The organism is Mycobacterium sp. (genome assembly GCF_052145595.1).
Taxonomy (GTDB): Bacteria; Actinomycetota; Actinomycetes; order Mycobacteriales; family Mycobacteriaceae; genus Mycobacterium.
Genome location: NZ_JBKQOI010000351.1, coordinates 1 through 14,339 on the forward strand (window position 1 = coordinate 1; position 14,339 = coordinate 14,339).

Consider the following 14,339-nt stretch of genomic DNA (forward strand, 5'->3'; position numbering starts at 1 on the left):
CGCAGAACGCCTCGACGTCGGCCAGGGTGCGTTCGCCTATCCCCGAGACCGAGACGATCAGTTTTCCAGACACACCCGCAGTTTGCCGATCCCAAGTGTCGGGATGGTGAAGGACACGCAGACAGCAGGCGTATATCGGGTCCGTTCAGGGCCCGGGCAGGCAGGCCCCTGACGAGCGGATATGGTGCGAAGCAAGCTGTCGGGCCGACCGGGAAACCGACGAGTGCGGACCGGACTGATAGGTCGAACGGACCACCCGATTGGGGCGCTGCCAGCAAACGCGCGCATACCCGCAGTGGGGGCGATTGGCAGAGTTGCCCGACATGCTCGGACCCGACTCTCAAAACCTTCTGCTTGACCTGAGCCTCGACCGCGTCCGCCAGCAAACGCGTACCATCGTCGGCGCGAGTGATCGATTCGATATGCTAAGCAACGCCATGGAGAAGGCCCGTCCCGCAGCAACCGACACCTCGCTGCCTACCGCCCCCACCAGGCATTTTGGCGCCGATGAACAGGTTTATCCCGACAAGCTGGACGCGCCGCTCTTGCGGATCTCCGGCGTGTGCATCCTGGCCACGGTGATGGCGATCCTGGATGTCACCGTCGTCAGCGTCGCGCAACGCACCTTCATCACCCAATTCGGATCTACCCAGGCGGTCGTCGCCTGGACGATGACCGGCTACACGCTCGCGTTGGCGACCGTGATCCCGATTACGGGCTGGGCCGCCGACCGGTTCGGCACCAAACGACTGTTCATGGGTACGGTCATGGCGTTCGCGCTGAGCTCGGTGTTGTGCGCTGTGGCGTCAAGCATCCTGCAGCTCATCGTATTTCGGATCGTGCAGGGCATCGGCGGCGGCATGCTGCTGCCCCTGGGATTCATGATCATGACCCGCGAGGCGGGCCCCAGGCGGCTCGGCCGCCTGATGTCGATCATGAGCATCCCCATGCTGCTCGCCCCGATCGGTGGGCCGATCCTGGGCGGCTGGCTGATCGCCACCTCCAGTTGGCGGTGGATATTCCTGATCAACCTGCCGATCGGGGTGGTCACCGTGATCCTCGCGGCGATCGTGTTCCCGCGAGATCACCCGGCCCGGTCGGAGACCTTCGACGTGATTGGCGGGCTGCTGCTCTCACCCGGCCTGGCGACGTTCCTGTTCGCGGTGTCGTCCATCCCGCGCTGCGGGACCGTGGCCGATCGCCGCGTGTTGATACCTGCGGCCATCGGGCTGGCGCTGATCGCCGCGTTCGTCGTGCACGCATGGCGCCGCGCGGATCACCCGCTCATAGATCTGCGGCTGTTCCAGAACAAGGTGATCACCCAGGCCAATGTGACGATGCTGGTGTTCACGACCGCCTTTTTCGGCGCCAGCCTACTGCTGCCGAGCTACTTCCAGCAGGTACTCCACCACTCGCCGATGCAGGCCGGCGTGCACATGATCCCCCAGGGACTCGGTGCGATGCTGACCATGCGGCTGACCGGACCACTCGTGGACAGGCAAGGACCGGGCAAGATCGTGCTGGTGGGCATCGCGCTGATGACCGTCGGCTTGGGCACCTTCGCGTACGGTGTGGCCAGGCAGGCACAGTACCTGCCCACGCTGTTGGTTGCGCTCTCGATCATGGGCCTGGGCATGGGCTGCACCATGATGCCGCTGTCGGTCGCGTCGGTGCAGGCGCTGTCCCTGCACCAGATAGCGCGGGGCACGACGCTGATGAGCGTCAGCCATCAGGTGGGCGGCTCGATGGGAACTGCACTGATGTCGATGGTCCTGACCAACCAGTTCAATCGAAGTGAGAGCATCTCCGCAGCGAACAAACTCGCGTCGCTGCAACAGAAGGCCGCCGCCAGCGGGGTGCCGCTAGATCAAGCCGCAATACCGCGGCAGGCACTTGCCCCCGGCTTCGCCGGCAATGTGCTGCACGATCTTTCGCACGCCTACACGGCGGTGTTCGTGATCGCAGTCGTGCTGGTTGTGTGCACAACCATCCCGGCAGCGTTTCTGCCAAAGAAGCCGGCAATCCAAACAATCAACGAATAGCCACAGCACAGCGCGATCGCCCGCACCAACCGACGTGCTTCCCACCCGCGGTGACGCGGCTACCCCTGCGGACGGCCATCGAGGTCATCTTCCTGCGCACCGCCGTAGCGGTCGGGGTCGGCAGCGGCCAATAGCCAGGCGTATTGGAAGGCGGTTTCCTTCCAGGCCTTGTAGCGACCACTGACGCCACCATGTCCCGCGTTCATCTGGGTCTTCAGCAGGATCGGATTGCCGTCGGTGTTGGCGTGCCGCAGCGCGGCAACCCACTTGGCCGGCTCCACGTAGTAGACCCTGGTGTCGTTCAGAGACGTCATCGCCAGGATGGCCGGGTACCGTTTGGCCTCGACATTCTCATAGGGCGAATACGACTTCATGTAGGAGTAGACATCGCTGTCGCTCAACGGGTTTCCCCATTCGTCCCATTCGGTGACGGTCAGCGGGAGGGACGGATCCAGGATCGTGGTCAGTGGGTCGACGAACGGGACCTGCGCGAGGATTCCGGCAAAAAGATCCGGCGCCAAGTTGGCCACCGCGCCCATCAGCAGACCGCCGGCACTGCCACCCAGCGCCACGAGCTGCTGCGGTCGCGTCAGCCCCGAGTCCACCAAATGCCTTGCCACCGCGACGAAGTCGGTGAAGGTATTCTTCTTCTCTAACAGCTTGCCGTGCTCGTACCATAGCCGGCCCATCTCGCCGCCGCCACGGACATGGGCGATGACAAACACCATGCCTCGATCCAGCAGCGACAACCGTGCAATGGAAAAACCCGGATCGGTGCAGATCTCGTAGGCACCGTAGCCGTAAAGCAGTGTTGGCGCAGGAAACTCGATATCGGCGCGGTACACGATCGACAACGGGATCCGGGCGCCGTCGTCCGCAAGAGCCCAGTCGCGCCGTTCAACATAGTCACCGGGCCGGTAATCGCCCAGAACGGGTTGCTCGCGCAGCAGTGTGCGCTCGCCGGTCGCGAAGTCGATATCGTAAATCTGCGCCGGAGTCACCAGGGACCCCGCTGTGATCCGCAGCTTGGGCGACGCCCAGGTCGGGTTGCCGCCCAGCCCGCACGACATCAGCTCAGAGTCAAACGAGATCTCTTCGGGCTCGCCGTAGCCGCCGTCGGAGGCGATGTGCCACAACTGGATCCGGGGCAACGCCGCACGCCGGTGGCTGACCACGAGATGGCCGGCAAAGGCATCCACTCCGTCGAGCCGGACGTCGTCGCGGTGCGGGATCAGGGTGCGCAGTCGCGTTGGGTCGCTGACCGGGGCTTCGGCGAGGGTGAAGTTCACCGCACCGTCGTTGTGCAGGATCAAGAATCGGTCCTGTCCGCCGACAACCGCATGCTCCACCGAGTACTCGACGCCTTCGCGTCGTGGCAGCACGACGGTGAACTCTGCGTGCGTATCGGTGGAGTCCGCGTAGCGTGCCTCGGAGGTGATGGACGACCCCGAGACGATGAACACGTATTTCTCACTTCGGGTGAGGCCCACGCCCAGCCAAAATCGTTCATCGGCTTCGTGATAGACCAACTCTGGCGGCTCGCCGGAGCCGAGCCGATACCGCCACACCTTGTCGGGACGGTGGGCCTCATCCAGGGTCAGGTAGTACACGGTGCGGTTGTCGGCTGCCCAGGTCGCACCTGCCGCGATGTCGGCGATCTCGTCAGAGCAAAGCTCGCCGGTGCGTAAATCCTTGAACCGCAACGTGTAGCGTTCATCGCCGACGGTATCGATCGAGTATGCGAGCAGGTTTGCATCCAGGCTGACCACGGCGGCACCCAGCGCGAAGAATTCGTGGCCTTCGGCTTCGGCGTTGGAATCGAGCAAAACCTGTTCGCCTGAGATTTCGGTGTTCTCGTCGAAGACCGGCGGATTCCAGTCATCGGGATTGGTTACCGGGCAACGGCACTGGACACGGTACTGCTTCCCCTCGAAGGTACGCGCGTAGTACCACCAGTCCCCTTGTCGAGTCGGAACCGAGAGATCTGTCTCCTTGGTGCGCAACTTGATCTCGTCGAAGATCTGCTGCCGCAACGGTTCAAGGTGCGCGGTCGTCCGATCGACATAGTCGTTTTCGGCCTCGAGGTATGCGATGACTTCGGGGTCGGCCTTGTCGCGCAGCCATTCGTACGGGTCGATGAAGACGTCCCCATGGTATTCGCGCCGGGTCTCCGCTCGCTTGGCCACGGGCGGGACGGGTGCATCGGTCATGCGCCCGGACCAATCCAGTCATCGAAACGCAAACCGGAAATCCGTTCGTAGGCATTGATATAACGGTCTCGAGTGGCGTCGATGATGTCATCCGGGAGCGGTGGTGGAGGTTGTGAGCCGTGGCGGTCCCAGCCGGACTCGGGGCTGGTCAGCCAATTCCGGACGAACTGCTTGTCGAAACTGGTCTGGACCGCGCCGGCCCGGTAGTCCTCGGCGGGCCAGTACCGGGAGGAATCCGGGGTGAAGATCTCGTCGGCCAGCAGCAGGTTGTCGTGGCGGTCGGCGCCGAATTCGAACTTGCTGTCGGCGATGATGATTCCCCTCGTCAGCGCGTGATCGGCGGCCTGGACATAAATCTGCAGCGTGCGGTCGCGCAGCTGGTTGGCGCGTACCGCACCAACCATCTCGATGACCCGGGCGAACGAAATGTTCTCATCGTGTTCCCCCAATGCCGCTTTCGTCGCCGGGGTGAACAGCGGCGAGGCAAACCTGCTGGCTTCGACCAGACCCGGCGGCAGCGCAATTCCGCAAACCTTGCCGGTCGCCTGGTAGTCCAGTAGTCCCGAGCCGGTGAGGTAGCCGCGAGCCACGCATTCCACCGGAACCATCTCCAGCTTGCGCACCACCAGCGCGCGGCCAAGAACCTCGTCGGGGATGCGTGGGTCATCCGGTGGCCCGGCCAGGTGGTTGGGGGCCTCGACGAGGCCGAAAAAGAAAACACTCATCGCGGTCAGGATGCGGCCCTTGTCGGGAATCGTGCTGTCCAGGACATAGTCGTACGCGGAGATCCGGTCGGACGCCACCAGCAGCAGGTGCTCGTCGTCGACGCGGTAGATCTCGCGGACCTTGCCGCTGGCCAGATGTTGATAGTCGGACAGTGCGGGACGCATCGGGTCAGCCTAGCGGTGACACAAAGCCGGCCCTACGGGCGGCAGCTGTGCTGGGATCGGGGCTATGACGTCGCCGACATCGCGAATTCTGCCCTATTCCACCAGACCCGGCCGGCTGGCCGCCCAACTTTTCAGCGACTTCGCCGTCTTCGTGTGGACGGCGATATGGCTACTCGTCGGCACGGCCGTGTACGACGCCATCTCGACAATCGCGGAGGCCGGCCGGCAAGTCGAAAGCGGCGCCAACGGGATCGCCGGCAACCTGGCGTCAGCGGGCCACGGCGCGCAGCAGATCCCGGTAGTGGGCGACGCCGTCAGCAAGCCACTTACCTCCGCGAGCGAGGCCGCCCTCGACATCGCGGGCGCCGGACACAGCCTCGACACCACGGCGGACTGGCTCGCGGTGCTGCTGGCGCTAGCCGTCGTCGCGGTACCAATTCTCATCGTGGTCATGCCATGGCTGTTCTTGCGGCTACGGTTCTTCCGGCGTAAGTGGATCGTCACCGGCCTGGCCGCAACTCCGGCCGGCGAACAGCTGCTGGCGCTACGTGCATTGACGAACCGGCCGCCGCGCAAACTCACCGCCGTCAGCGCGGATCCGGTCGGTGGGTGGCGCCGCGAGGATCCCGCCACCATCCGGGCGCTGGCCGCACTCGAACTAAGGGCGGCCGGCATCACGGTTCGCGCGGGCTGACGACCAGAGCGCGCCACAACCGCAGCAGCCCGGCGACGACCACAATCAGCCACGCCGCCAACGCATCCCAGAAGAAGACCAGCGACACGGTGATCAGCGAACTCTGACCGATTTCGGCCGCCACAGCGTAGGTCGCGGCGGAGTACATGCCCAGCGGGAACACCAGCGCCCACCACACGCCGGCGAAGCGCAGCGTGTCGGGCCCTTGGCTGATCCGGTGCAGGCCGAAGTGGATCAGCGGCGGTATCCATAGGGTGGCCGCCACCCAGGTCACGACGGTAACCACCAGGACCGGGCCGGCCAGCCAGGCGGGAGCCAGGGTGTGGATGCCGGCACCGGCCAAGGTCGCGATGGCCAGGCCGCCCATCAAAATCCAGCTGTCGGCCTCAAAACCGTCACGATCCTGACGTTCATCGACCGCACGCCACAGAATCAGCCAGGTCATCAGGGCGTAGATGCAGATCGCCGCCACCCAAACGGGCAGCGCGATCACGAGCCACCAACGATGACCGGTGTAATAGGCCAGCTCAGCCATCACGATGGTCAAACCGGACGTTCCCACACTGGCCAGCTCCCACGCGCCGTGGGCGTGGTCGCGCAGCACCACCCGGCGGTGCGCCAACATATTCCGCGCGCTGACGGCGATGAGCACCAGCCAGGATGACAGCGCAACCGCACCGAGCACCCGCAGTACCGACACATTTGATGACAAGCGGGAGTCGACCACGGCGCACGCGGCGACGAAGGTGAACAGCCTGAGTGTGACATCGGGATCCCTCAGGTCCCAGCGGACCGTGCGCAGGACCGCGGCGGTCATGATCACCAACGCAATCAGGAACGCCAGACCGAGAGTGGCCGCGACGCCACGCGTGTCGCTGATCCACCGGTACCGGTGATCGCGCGCAACAATCGACAGGACCCCGGTCGCCATCACCGCGGCGAACACATCGGGTGACGGCTCGACATCGGCGAGCCGAATCCTCACCGCTCCTCGAGTAGTTCCACGACTAGATGCCGGATGCCGGTGTGCCGGTTGCTGCGAGCCCATTCGACGGGCCGCACAACCCGCACGACGGAAAAGCGCGACAGCAGTTCCTCAAACAGCACCCGCAGTTCCAGCCGGGCCAGGTTGGCGCCCAGGCAGTAGTGCACGCCCTGACCGAATCCTAAGTGCGGATTCGGTTTTCGGGTGATGTCGAATTCGTCGGCGCGGTCGAACACGTTTGCATCACGGTTGGCCGAGCCCTCCCAGATCTGTACCTTCTGTCCCGCCCCGATCGACTGCCCGCCGAGCGTGACGTCACACGTGGCGGTACGCCGCTTCGACGGCGACGGCGACGTCCACCGCACCATCTCCTCGACCGCCGTCAGCAGCAGGTCGAGATCCGTGCGCAGCAAGTGCAATTGCTCCGGGTGTTCGGCCAGCGCCAACAGCCCGCCCGCGACCGCGTTGCGCGTCGTCTCGGCACCTGCGCTGAACAGCAGGCTGAAGAACAGGTACACCTCGAGATCGGTTGGGGCTGGACCTTTCAGCTCGTCGACCGTCGCGTTGGCAACTACCGACAACATGTCATCTGTCGGTTCAGCACGCTTCGACGCGATCAACTCCTGGCCGTAGGCGTACATCCGCGACCCGGCCTCCTCCACCGACAGCTGCGAAAGGGACGCCTTGCGCGAGCCCCCGAAGTCGAACTGCGGCTCGATCGCCTCGAACAGCCAATGTCGTTCGGATTCCCGCACTCCGAGCAGGATGCAGATCATCTGCATCGGCAGTTCGGCGGCGATCTCAAGCAGAAAGTCGAACGGTTCGCCCGGCACCACCGCGTCCAGCAGCCGGCGCGCCCGGGCCCGCAGATCGTCCTCGACGCGACGGATCATCCGCGGCGTCAGCCCGGAGCTGACGAGTCGGCGAACCTGCGAATGCCGCGGGTCGTCCATCATGTTGAGCACCTGGCCCGCGATGGCCAGGTCCTGCAATAGGGTGCCGCCGAACGGTCGCCGGCCGCCGGTGACCGACGAGTACGTCGCCGGATCCTTCAGCACCGCAAGCGTTTCGGCGTAGGTAGCGACAGACCAGAAGCCCTCCGCGTCGGGGGTGTTGTCGGTCGGCTCATGCCAGTACACCGGCGCCTCGCGCCGGTGTACGGCGAACAGCTCGTGCGGAAAACCGTTGGCGAAGTTGTCCAGATCGGTGAAGTCGATCCCCGAGAGTGCGCCGGCGAGGGTCACAGGATCGCGCCCGGGGTGTATTTGGCCGCGTCCGGGTAGCGGCTCACCAAGGCGTCCACCATCGCGGCCACCTCGTCCACCTGGTCACCGGCGGCGCCGGTGAACGCCTTTTTGTCGGCCAGCGCGGCATCCAGGGCCGCTCGGTCCAGCGGCAGCCGCTCATCGGCGGCCAACCGGTCCAGCAGGTCGGGCTGCGCGCCGCGCTCCCGCATGTCCAGCGCCGTCGCCACCGCGTGTTCGCGGATCACGTGGTGGGCGGCCTCGCGACCCATGCCGGCGCGCACCGCCGCGATCAACACCTTGGTGGTGGCCAAAAACGGCAAATAGCGATCGAGCTCGCGGCCGATCACCGCAGGGTAGGCGCCGAACTCGTCGAGCACCGTCAAAAACGTCTCGATCTGCCCGTCGATGGCAAAGAAGCTGTCCGGCAACGCGACTCGGCGCACCACAGAACAGAACACGTCGCCCTCGTTCCACTGTGCGCCCGCGAGTTCGGCGGTCATCGAGGCGTAGCCGCGCAGCACCACCTGCAGCCCGTTGACCCGTTCGCAACTGCGGGTGTTCATCTTGTGCGGCATCGCCGACGACCCGACCTGCCCCGGGGCGAACCCCTCGGTGACGAGCTCATGCCCGGCCATCAGCCGGATGGTGTGGGCCATCGACGATGGTCCGGCGCCGAGCTGCACCAGCGCCGAGACCACATCATGGTCCAGCGAACGCGGGTAGACCTGACCGACGCTGGTCAAAACCGTTGAAAAGCCTAAGAATCCAGCGATCCGGCGTTCCAATTCGGCCAGCTTGGCCGCGTCGCCGCCGAGCAGGTCGAGCACGTCCTGGGCGGTGCCCATCGGGCCCTTGATGCCGCGCAGTGGGTAGCGATCGATCAACTCCCGCAGCCGGGTCAAGGCGATCAGCGTTTCTTGCGCCGCGGAAGCGAACCGCTTGCCCAATGTGGTGGCCTGCGCGGCGACGTTGTGGCTGCGTCCGGCCATCACCAGGTCGCGATAGGCCGCCGCCCGCTCGGCGAGCCGCGCGACCACTGCGACGCCATGGGCGAAAACCAATTCCAGCGACCGTCGGATCTGCAGCTGCTCCACGTTCTCGGTGAGGTCGCGGCTGGTCATCCCCTTATGCACCTGCTCGTGACCGGCCAGCGCGTTGAATTCCTCGATGCGGGCCTTGACGTCGTGGCGCAACACGCGTTCGCGCGCCGCGATCGAGGCCAGGTCAACGTCGTCGAGCACCCGCTCGTAGTCGGCGATCGCGCCCTGGGGAACGTCCACTCCGAGTTCCGCCTGCGCCCTCAGCACGGCCAGCCACAGCCGCCGCTCCGCGACGATCTTGGCCTCCGGCGACCAGATCGCGACCATCTCGGCGCTGGCGTACCGGGCGGCCAGCACATTCGGAACGCTCACAAACACACAGCTTACGGTCGCGCACGCCCTGATCGCCCCGCTTCCCCCGCGAGCGGGACCGCCAGCTTCCGCCGCATCCTGTTCGCGGAAGCCGAACGCATCCCCTGGCCATCGCGTCACATTGGTCACAGTCGCCACACGAGTCTCTGCGAAAAGAGGTCAATGTGGCGGATGTGACAAGACCCGCGGCCATACCCTATGCGGATGTACTTCGCCGGCGTGGACCTGGCCTGGGCCGGTCGCAACCCGACCGGCATCGCGGTGGTCGACGCCGACGGCCGACTGGCGCGCATTGGCGCCGTTGGCGACGACGCGGCGGTGTTGGCCGCCCTATCGCCCTATGTAGAAGGCGATTGCCTGGTCGCCTTCGACGCACCGTTGGTGGTAACCAACCAGGCCGGCCAGCGGCCCGCCGAGGCGGCGCTCAACCGTGACTTTCGCAGGTTTGAAGCCGGCGCGCACCCCTCCAACACCGCCAAACCGGAGTTCGCCGACGGTCCACGCGCGGCGCGGTTGGCTGCGACGCTGGGCCTCGACATGGACCCGCGGTCGTCGGCTCCGCGGCGTGCCATCGAGGTCTACCCGCATCCGGCGACCGTGGTGCTGTTGCGGCTGGCGCGAACCCTCAAGTACAAGGCCAAACCCGGCCGCGACCTCGACCGGCTCAAGTCGGAGCTGCTGCTGCTGATGGACGGCATCGAAAAGCTTGCGCACGCCCCGGTGCCGTTGTGCGTTGCAAGCCACGATGGCTGGGTGGAGCTGCGCCGGCGAGTGGTCACCGCGCAACGCAAAAGCGAACTGCGCCGCGCCGAAGATCCGGTCGATGCCGTCGTCTGCGCCTATGTCGCGCTGTACGCCCAGCGCTGCCCGGCCGGCGTAACGATCTACGGCGACTTCGCCACTGGGTACATCGTGACGCCTTCGCTGCCTGTCGACCCGGGCCGCCCCTAAGACGTCAGATCCGCACCGGTCGCGTATCGATGGGTGCGAGCACGTCGATGAGTTCGACGATCGTTGCAAGTGCAGCCGCATAGGGATCGCGGCCTTCGACCAGGGCGCAGACGACCGAGCCGTCGACCGAGCAGATCAGCGTGCGGACCAGCTCAATTTGCACGGATCGGCCCGATCGCTCGACGGCCTCGGCCACGGCCTCGGCCCGCTGCAGCAGGTTACGGCGCATCGTCTCACGCAACGCCGGCAGGCGGGTGCAGGCGATATGTCGCTCGTGGCGCGAGATCAGCTGCTCGGCGAGTCCCGGACCGGACGCGTCTTCGCCCACAAGCAGATCAACGAGCACCTCAGCGGTGGTCTCGGGGCCGCGGCGCCGCCGGGACAGGCTGGTGACCCGCGCCCGCAGCTGCGCAACCTCGATCATCCCGATGTGTTCGACGGCGCGTGCGATCAAATCGTCGAGAGACGAGAAGTAGTAAGTGGTAGACGCCAGGGGCAGGCCGGCCCGCCGAGCCACCGCCCGGTGTCGCACCGCTTCGAACCCGCCTTCGGCAAGCAGCTCGGCGGCAGCGCTCACGAGCGCATACCGCCGCCGTTCTCCTTTTGGAGTAACTGCTGCAGTCACGAGTAGCCATCGTGCCAGTCAAAGTGGTACTGCATTGCCATTTTGGCCAAACGACCATGGCATGATTGCCCGCATGCCCGACTTGAGCCGCCGCGCCGTGCTCGGTCTTGGTGCCAGCACGGCCGTCGGCGCGGTCGGCGCATATGCCCTTGACATCCTGTTACAGCCCCGAACATCTCAGGCCATGCCGGTGGCCACTCCCGTTTCCAAGGCCGGCACCCACGCGCCGTTGGCGCCGGCGCCGACCACACCGCTCGGGCCGTCCCCCACTCAGGCGGCGCCCACGATGGTGACCGGCTCCTTCGTGTCGGCGGCACGCGGTGGGATATCGACCAACTGGGCGATCGCGCGTCCGCCGGGCCAGACCAAGGCGCTGCGACCCGTGATAGCGCTGCACGGTAAGGGCAGTGACGCGTCGACCGTGATGGCCGGCGGCGTCGAACAGGGTCTGGCCGAGGCCGTCAACGCCGGGCTGCCGCCATTTGCGGTGGTCGCCGTCGACGGCGGCGGCAGCTATTGGCACAAGCGGGCTTCCGGCGAGGACGCCGGGGCCATGGTGCACAACGAGCTGATCCCGATGCTGGACAGCCAGAGTCTGGACACGTCGCGGGTGGCGTTTTTGGGGTGGTCGATGGGCGGCTACGGCGCGTTGCTGCTCGGCGGTCGGTTGGGACCCGCGCGCACCGCGGCGATTTGTGCGGTGAGCCCGGCGCTGTGGCTGTCGTCCGGGGCGGCCGCGCCCGGTGCGTTCGACGGGTCCGACGACTTTTCGGCGAACTCGGTGTTCGGAATGCCCGCGCTGGCATCCATTCCGATTCGGGTGGATTGCGGCGACAGTGATCCGTTCTACGCGGCGACCAAAGAGTTCATTGCTCAACTGCCCAACCCGCCCGCGGGCGGTTTTTCGCCCGGCGGGCACAACGCGGAGTTCTGGAGCTCGCAACTGCCGGCCGAGCTGACCTGGATGGCGCCGCTGCTGACGGCCTGATTGCCGGGGCCGGACCGCGAGCTGGGGGCACGGCGAAAAATCACTCCGGAAATCGCCGCAGCGTTACGCTCGCGGACGTGACCGCACCCTTCGGTTGGAACTTTCCTTACGCCTGGCCACGAAAGCCCATCCTGGCGGCAAACGTCGTGTGCACATCACAGCCGCTCGCCGCCCAAGCGGGCCTTCGGATGCTCGCCGAGGGTGGCAGCGCGGTGGACGCGGCTATCGCCACCGCCATCACTCTCACAATCGTGGAACCGGTGTCCAACGGCATCGGCTCGGACGCTTTCGCCATCGTCTGGGACGGCGAGCGGTTGCACGGACTCAACGCATCGGGCCGCTCGCCCGCGGCCTGGACGCCGGAATACTTCGGCGGCAACGCTGTTCCCACGCTCGGCTGGAATTCGGTGACCGTTCCCGGCGCCGTGTCCGCGTGGGCCGAGCTGCACGCCAAGTTCGGAAAGCTGCCGTTCGAGAAGCTCTTCGAGCCCGCGATCTCCTATGGCCGCAACGGCTTTCTGGTTTCGCCGACCATTGCGGAACAATGGGCGGCGCAGGTGCCGCTGTTCAAGGACCAGCCCGGGTTCGGCGAGGCGTTCTTGCCCGCCGGACGCGCACCGAAACCCGGTGAGCTGTTCAGGTTTCCCGACCATGCGGCCACGCTCGAACAGATCGCCGCAACCAACGGCGAGGCGTTCTATCGCGGCGAACTGGCGGCCAAAATCGAAGCGCATGCATCGGCCAACGGCGGGGCCATGCGTGCCGGCGACCTGGCCGCTCACCGCGCCGACTGGGTTGACACGATCCGCACCACCTACCGTGGATACGCGGTGCACGAGATACCGCCCAACGGCCAGGGGATCGTGGCGCTGATCGCTCTGGGAATTCTGGAGCATTTCGACATGTCTTCGTTGCCAGCCGATTCGGCTGACAGCGCGCATCTGCAGATCGAAGCCGTGAAGCTGGCCTTCGCCGACGCGCACGCCTATGTCGCCGACATCGACCACATGGTGTTACCTCCCGAACGCCTGTTGGACAAGGACTACCTGCGGCAGCGCGCGACCCTGATCGATCCGAAGCGGGCAAAGCCGGCATCCGCGGGCACCCCGAACGGGGGCACCGTGTATCTGACCGCCGCCGACGGGGCGGGGGTGATGGTGTCGATGATCCAGTCGAACTACCTGGGATTCGGCTCCGGTGTGGTGGTGGGGGGCACCGGCATTTCGCTGCAGAACCGGGGTGCGAATTTCGCTGTCGCTCCGGGCCATCCGAACCGGGTCGGGCCCAACAAGCGTCCGTACCACACGATCATTCCGGGCTTTGTCACCAAAGACGGCGCCCCGGTGATGAGCTTCGGAGTGATGGGCGGCACGATGCAACCGCAAGGCCATGTGCAAGTAATCGTGCGCGTCGCCGACCACGGCCAGAATCCGCAGGCGGCTTGTGACGGCCCCCGGTTCCGGTGGATACAGGGAACCCAGATCAGTTGCGAGAACGGCTTCCCGCGGTCGACGCTCGACGAGCTCCGGCAGCGCGGGCACGACCTGGTTGCCGTGGACGACTACAACCAGTTCGGCAGCTGCCAGGCGATCTGGCGCCTCGAGGACGGATATTTTGCGGCCAGTGATCCACGACGCGATGGCCAAGCCGCGGCGTTCTAGCCGGTTAGCGGATGACGACTTATAGGAGCTGGGCGACGCCGAGCAGCTCTTTGGCTTTGGCTTCGCCCAGCGCCTTTCCGTATTTGCGGAATTGCCCGACGAAGAGATCGGCCGCGGCCGGGCCCGCCGGCCGCGGCGCGGGACCGTCGAGGAAAACATAATTCAGCCAGTCGAAGATCGCGGCCTGGGCGTAGCTCAATCCACCCATTTGGCAGTGACTTGACGCGCCTTCGGCCCGGGTGAACAGCCGGATATAGCGGTCGCATTTGAGGGCCAGCATGAAGTCGAGCATGTCGATGATGATCTCGGCCGACGGCGCGGCAGCGTCGCGGATGTCGTCCTCGCTGAAGAGGAAGAACATCGGGTGCTGGTAGCGGTCCGTGACATCCTTGACGCTGAAGGGCTGGTAGACCCGCACCCATTCGTGGGCATTTCGGATGCCGAGGGTCCACGCCGAGTGTTGAAAGCCCCAGCGGGCCGGGGTATTAACCTTCATCATCAGCTTGAACGCAGCGTCCATGAACGTGGTGTTCTTGAGCAGTCCCTTCATCCCGGCCCGGGCGGCCGCGCCGCAGTCGACGACAAGCGAGTTGGGGATACAGGCGCGAATCCGTTGGTCGAGCGCACCCCGGGT

The 14,339-nt window shown here is 65.8% G+C and carries 12 protein-coding genes and 1 pseudogene; 5 read left to right on the plus strand and 8 right to left on the minus strand.

Features of this window, described 5'->3' with window-relative positions:
• A pseudogene (locus ACLP4W_RS29050) lies at nt 1-73 on the minus strand (DUF2334 domain-containing protein); the annotation flags it as partial.
• Between the two features lie 349 nt (nt 74-422).
• Between ACLP4W_RS29050 and ACLP4W_RS29055 the strand changes: the two are divergent.
• A complete protein-coding gene (locus tag ACLP4W_RS29055) occupies nt 423-2,042 on the plus strand; it encodes a DHA2 family efflux MFS transporter permease subunit (protein WP_442390885.1) in 1,620 nt (539 codons plus the stop codon).
• A 59-nt stretch (nt 2,043-2,101) separates the two neighbouring features.
• Here ACLP4W_RS29055 and ACLP4W_RS29060 read toward each other — a convergent pair whose 3' ends face one another.
• Both ACLP4W_RS29060 and ACLP4W_RS29065 read right to left on the minus strand, forming a co-directional pair.
• The gene (locus ACLP4W_RS29060; RefSeq protein WP_442390887.1) at nt 2,102-4,252 is read right to left on the minus strand and encodes a S9 family peptidase; all 2,151 of its coding nucleotides are present in this window, start codon (nt 4,250-4,252) and stop codon (nt 2,102-2,104) included.
• A complete protein-coding gene (locus tag ACLP4W_RS29065) occupies nt 4,249-5,142 on the minus strand; it encodes a phosphoribosylaminoimidazolesuccinocarboxamide synthase (protein WP_442390889.1) in 894 nt (297 codons plus the stop codon). Before ACLP4W_RS29065 ends, ACLP4W_RS29060 begins: the two co-directional genes overlap by 4 nt.
• Before the next feature lie 64 nt (nt 5,143-5,206).
• On the opposite strand from ACLP4W_RS29065, the gene ACLP4W_RS29070 reads away from it, so the two are divergent.
• Nucleotides 5,207-5,836 (plus strand): hypothetical protein, encoded by a 630-nt coding sequence (locus ACLP4W_RS29070; protein ID WP_442390891.1) that lies wholly within the window; start codon nt 5,207-5,209, stop codon nt 5,834-5,836.
• On the opposite strand, the gene ACLP4W_RS29075 is transcribed toward ACLP4W_RS29070, so the two are convergent.
• From ACLP4W_RS29075 to purB, 3 genes are read right to left on the minus strand one after another with little or no spacing between them, the layout of a single operon-like run.
• Entirely contained in the window at nt 5,817-6,821 is a 1,005-nt protein-coding gene (locus tag ACLP4W_RS29075) for a tellurite resistance/C4-dicarboxylate transporter family protein (protein ID WP_442390893.1), read from the minus strand. The genes ACLP4W_RS29070 and ACLP4W_RS29075 overlap by 20 nt on opposite strands.
• The gene (locus ACLP4W_RS29080; RefSeq protein ID WP_442390895.1) at nt 6,818-8,065 is read right to left on the minus strand and encodes a cytochrome P450; all 1,248 of its coding nucleotides are present in this window, start codon (nt 8,063-8,065) and stop codon (nt 6,818-6,820) included. The genes ACLP4W_RS29075 and ACLP4W_RS29080 overlap by 4 nt, the downstream gene beginning before the upstream one ends.
• Nucleotides 8,062-9,480 carry an adenylosuccinate lyase gene (gene purB / locus ACLP4W_RS29085; protein ID WP_442390897.1) on the minus strand — a complete coding sequence of 473 codons (1,419 nt, stop codon included), beginning with the start codon at nt 9,478-9,480 and terminating at the stop codon, nt 8,062-8,064. Before purB ends, ACLP4W_RS29080 begins: the two co-directional genes overlap by 4 nt.
• A 204-nt stretch (nt 9,481-9,684) precedes the next feature.
• Between purB and ACLP4W_RS29090 the strand changes: the two genes are divergently transcribed.
• Nucleotides 9,685-10,431, plus strand: coding sequence for a DUF429 domain-containing protein (locus ACLP4W_RS29090; RefSeq protein WP_442390899.1), 747 nt, complete (start codon nt 9,685-9,687; stop codon nt 10,429-10,431).
• Nucleotides 10,432-10,435: 4 nt separating this feature from the next.
• Here the strand turns inward: ACLP4W_RS29090 and ACLP4W_RS29095 are convergent, their stop codons facing one another.
• Nucleotides 10,436-11,056, minus strand: coding sequence for a TetR/AcrR family transcriptional regulator (locus ACLP4W_RS29095; RefSeq protein WP_442390901.1), 621 nt, complete (start codon nt 11,054-11,056; stop codon nt 10,436-10,438).
• Between the two features lie 61 nt (nt 11,057-11,117).
• On the opposite strand from ACLP4W_RS29095, the gene ACLP4W_RS29100 reads away from it, so the two are divergent.
• Both ACLP4W_RS29100 and ACLP4W_RS29105 read left to right on the plus strand, forming a co-directional pair.
• The gene (locus tag ACLP4W_RS29100; protein ID WP_442390903.1) at nt 11,118-12,044 is read left to right on the plus strand and encodes an alpha/beta hydrolase-fold protein; all 927 of its coding nucleotides are present in this window, start codon (nt 11,118-11,120) and stop codon (nt 12,042-12,044) included.
• A 77-nt stretch (nt 12,045-12,121) separates the two neighbouring features.
• Nucleotides 12,122-13,705, plus strand: a complete 1,584-nt coding sequence (locus ACLP4W_RS29105) for a gamma-glutamyltransferase family protein (RefSeq protein WP_442390905.1) — start codon at nt 12,122-12,124, stop codon at nt 13,703-13,705.
• Between the two features lie 19 nt (nt 13,706-13,724).
• Here ACLP4W_RS29105 and ACLP4W_RS29110 read toward each other — a convergent pair.
• Nucleotides 13,725-14,339, minus strand: a 615-nt coding sequence (locus ACLP4W_RS29110; protein WP_442390906.1) for a hypothetical protein, incomplete at its 5' end; no start/stop codon positions are given.

Excerpts from the sequence above, each read along its gene's own strand:
- ACLP4W_RS29070 (WP_442390891.1), top strand. The coding sequence starts at position 5,207 with ATGACGTCGCCGACATCGCGAATTCTGCCCTATTCCACCAGACCCGGC.
- ACLP4W_RS29090 (WP_442390899.1), top strand. The coding sequence starts at position 9,685 with ATGTACTTCGCCGGCGTGGACCTGGCCTGGGCCGGTCGCAACCCGACC.
- ACLP4W_RS29055 (WP_442390885.1), top strand. The coding sequence starts at position 423 with ATGCTAAGCAACGCCATGGAGAAGGCCCGTCCCGCAGCAACCGACACC.
- ACLP4W_RS29100 (WP_442390903.1), top strand. The coding sequence starts at position 11,118 with ATGATTGCCCGCATGCCCGACTTGAGCCGCCGCGCCGTGCTCGGTCTT.
- ACLP4W_RS29065 (WP_442390889.1), bottom strand. The coding sequence starts at position 5,142 with ATGCGTCCCGCACTGTCCGACTATCAACATCTGGCCAGCGGCAAGGTC.
- ACLP4W_RS29060 (WP_442390887.1), bottom strand. The coding sequence starts at position 4,252 with ATGACCGATGCACCCGTCCCGCCCGTGGCCAAGCGAGCGGAGACCCGG.